Source organism: Mesorhizobium sp. M7A.F.Ca.AU.002.02.1.1 (genome assembly GCF_003998535.1).
Taxonomy (GTDB): Bacteria; Pseudomonadota; Alphaproteobacteria; order Rhizobiales; family Rhizobiaceae; genus Mesorhizobium; species Mesorhizobium ciceri.
Window position 1 is genome coordinate 1 of the sequence record NZ_RZPB01000781.1, and the last position, 2,744, is coordinate 2,744.

3 protein-coding genes are annotated in these 2,744 nt (G+C 60.0%); all 3 read right to left on the minus strand.

Features of this window, described 5'->3' with window-relative positions; all coding sequences use genetic code 11:
* Positions 1–877: ATP-binding cassette domain-containing protein (locus EN879_RS31145; RefSeq protein ID WP_245493894.1), on the minus strand; the 877-nt coding region annotated here is incomplete at its 3' end.
* Positions 878–1,036: 159 nt separating this feature from the next.
* Positions 1,037–1,984, minus strand: coding sequence for an ABC transporter permease (locus EN879_RS31150; protein WP_027035675.1), 948 nt, complete (start codon positions 1,982–1,984; stop codon positions 1,037–1,039).
* A complete protein-coding gene (locus tag EN879_RS31155) occupies positions 1,981–2,709 on the minus strand; it encodes an ATP-binding cassette domain-containing protein (RefSeq protein ID WP_348631509.1) in 729 nt (242 codons plus the stop codon). The genes EN879_RS31150 and EN879_RS31155 overlap by 4 nt, the downstream gene beginning before the upstream one ends.
* Positions 2,710–2,744: the final 35 nt, after the last annotated feature.

Sequence of the window (2,744 nt, forward strand, 5' to 3'; positions counted from 1 at the left end):
GGCCTTGGCCTTCCAAAGCGGCGATGCCGACGATCTCGCCCTCTTTCACGTCGAGTGTGACGCCCTTGAGCTTTGCGCCGGTGACATTGTTCAGTTCGAGCGCGGAACGCGTCTCGCGAGCGAACGAGTGGGTGCGGCGCCCGTGCGCCATCTCCGTGCGGCCGACCATCAGCTCGAAAATATCGGCATCGCTGGCGTCCGATAGTCCGACGCTTGCCACGGAACGGCCGTTTCGCAGCACCGTTGCCTGCTTGCACAAGGTGCGCACCTCGGCCAGGCGGTGTGAAATATAGAGGACGGCGGTCCCGGCCGCAGTCGTGCTGCGAACCAGATCGAACAGCCATTCGACATCGGTCAATGCTGCCGTAGGCTCGTCAAGGATAAGAACCTTTTCGGCATAGTGCATGGCTCGGGCGATCTCGAGCCGCTGCCTGTGGGCGAGCGACAGGCTGGCGATGCCGGCGATCGGCGAGACGTCATCCAAACGATAGCGATGCAGGATTTCAGCTGCGGCTCGCGCTGTCTGGTAGGGAGAGACCAGGCCGAACGCCCCGCGCTTCATGGCGGGCAGCAGCAGCGCTTCGGCAACGGTCAAGTTGGGCGCGAGGCTCAATTCCTGGAAAGCCGTGGCCACGCCTGCTTGTCGCGCATGCAGGATCGAATGCGGCGCATAGACCGCACCGTCGAGACGCATCTGACCGCTGTTTGGCGCAATCACACCGCTGAGGATCTTGACCAGCGTGGATTTGCCGGCGCCGTTTTCGCCGAGCACCGCATGGACTTCGCCCGCCGCCAGATCCAGCGACACATTTTCCAATGCTGTGGTCGCGCCGTAGGATTTGGTAACGGCAACGGCCTGCAATCGTGGCGGCGACACACTCAACAGATTTCCTCCAAAACGCCCTCTTTCATCCCAAAACACGCAGTGAGAACGTTCTCTTTTTACTATTTCATCGAAATGCGCTGTGATCAACAGATCATCGACCCTTTAATTGCGGAACCGCATATCTTCCGATTTCATCCCGGGCTGCTGCCTTCAACGGCGGTTCAATGAGACCGCAATGATGATGATGGCTCCCTTGATGACCTCCTGGATGCTGGTCGATAGACCGAGCACGAGAAGACCAAATCCGAGAATGCCTATGAAGATTGCGCCGACGACGGAACCGACGATTGATCCATAACCGCCAAAGAGACTTGTCCCGCCTATGATCACGGCCGCGATCACGTCCAGTTCAAGACCCGCTCCCAGGCTGGGATTGCCAGCCGTGGAGCGGGCCGCGAGCATCAGGCCCGCAAGGGACGCGGTCATGCCGGATATCGCAAAGGCGAAGATTTTGACGCCGTCCGTTCGCACACCGGAAAAGCGCGCGGCAACAGCATTTCCACCGGTCGCATAAACACGCCTGCCGTAGGGCATTTGATGCAGCAGGTAGTAGCCGACGGCCGTAAGGACGATCGTCCACCAGATCGGTGCCTGCATGCCCAGAAAACTGCCGTTCCAGAACAGGTTCGAAAAATCATCATCGACGATCGACACGGGCCGGGTGCCGGTGATGGTCAGTGCCAGTCCGGAAAAGATGGACAACATCCCAAGCGTTACGAGAAACGATGGAATGCGCAGTTTTGTAACAAGCACGCCCGACACCGCGCCGATCGAGGCCCCGGCGCCCAACACCAGAAGGGCGGCGACATAGGCCGGGACACTTTGATCGAGCAGCAACGCTCCGATCATACCTGAAAAGCTGGCAACCGAACCGACCGACAGGTCGATTTCACCGCAGATGATGACGAACGTCATGCCGATCGCCATCACGGAAACGATGGCTGTGATACGCAGAACGGCGCTTGCGGTTGAGACTGACGCGAAGTGGGGGGCGAACAAGACGAAATAGAGGGTGATCGCCAGGAAGATCACATAGGTGATGTGATCGCGGAAAAAATTCATCGCACTAGCGCGCATCGGCATCGAGGACGATTTCATGCTGCAACTCCCTGAGCGTGTACGCTGGTTTGTCTGGCGGCCTCGGCCTGCAGCAACGCGCGAAGCCCGGTCTCGTCGTGCGCGCTGCCCATGCTGCGCGTTATCCGCCCCTGCGCCATCACCAGAATGCGATCGGACAAATCCAGGAGTTCTTCGAGTTCCGAAGAAATGAGCAGCACGGCGACGCCATCGCCCGCCGTGCGGCGCACAAGCTCGCGCATATCGCGCTTGGCATTGACGTCCACGCCGGAAGTTGGCTCATCGAGGATCAACAGCTTCGGCTTCATTGCCAGCCATTTTGCGAAGACGATCTTTTGCTGATTGCCGCCTGAAAGCTCCTGGGCTTTCTGTAAGGGGCCGCGGCACAGGATGTTGAGGTCGTCGCGGTATTGTCTGAACAGAGCCGCTATCCGCGCCTTCGCCATCGGCCCAAGGGGACCCGCGAGCGAGAAATCGGAAAGCCGGGGAAGCGCAAGATTCTCCTCGATTGAGCGCCCGCCAACAAGCCCTTCGAGCCGACGGTCTTCGGGAACAAGCGCGACACCAGCAGCGATCGCTCTGCTTACGCTGCCCGGCCGAACGGGTTCGCCTGCGACACTGATGTGGCCGGATACGTCTGGAAGGATGCCGAACAAAGCCTTGCCCAAGGTCGAGCGGCCGCTGCCGACAAGCCCGGCAAGGCCGACGATCTCGCCTGGATCGATCGAGAACGATATGTCGGACAGCTTGCGCGACGTGGCTAGATCGCGGACCTCAAGAG

Bases quoted from the DNA above. Each gene is read 5' to 3' on its own strand.
- EN879_RS31150 (WP_027035675.1), bottom strand. From the start codon at position 1,984: ATGAAATCGTCCTCGATGCCGATGCGCGCTAGTGCGATGAATTTTTTC.